At 45.6% G+C, this 570-nt stretch carries 1 protein-coding gene; it reads right to left on the bottom strand.

The genetic code is table 11. From position 1 onward, the window contains the following. Window positions 1-397: hypothetical protein (locus AC1DUA_RS40160; RefSeq protein WP_477504953.1), on the bottom strand; the 397-nt coding region annotated here is incomplete at its 3' end. Window positions 398-570: the final 173 nt, after the last annotated feature.

The raw sequence follows: 570 nt of genomic DNA, 5'->3' as shown, positions 1-570 counted from the left end.
GAATTTTCATGCTCTCGTCACCGGCACTCATAGCTTGCATCCCGCCAATATCTACTGCCACATAAATGTTGTTATCCGTAATTGCAACAGCCGTGTTCCCGAGGTGTGCAGCTTGAATGATGCCATCTGCTAAATCCCGATTCATCGTCAGGTGTGTATTCGAGTGTGCTTTAACGTTATCAATCGTAGAAGGCTGCATGGATGGCAGCGGTGATTGATTGACACTTTTAGCACCTAGTGAAGGATTTTCATTGTTTCTGAGACTCGTATCCCATGAGCCAGCATTCGGATTCGAAGAACTTGCACCCGCATGATTATTCGGACTTGCGGCCGAGCAACCTGCGACTGCGCTTACTAGAACAATCGAAAGAGTAATTTGAATCAACATTTTTTTCATAAAAAGCTCCCCCTTCTATCTTTATTTCTTGTTGCCATCCTGCGCTTCTGGTGTGTAAGCGATTAAGGAGACTTCATAACCCAATTGTTCCCTCATCCGGGATTCAAGCCTGCGGAGATCTTCCAGCAGATCCTCGTGTGCGCCTAGATTAACGAATTGATAGGCATCTATAC

Source organism: Paenibacillus sp. 01T422 (assembly GCF_056398785.1).
This window is presented reverse-complemented; position numbering and strand designations above follow the sequence as displayed.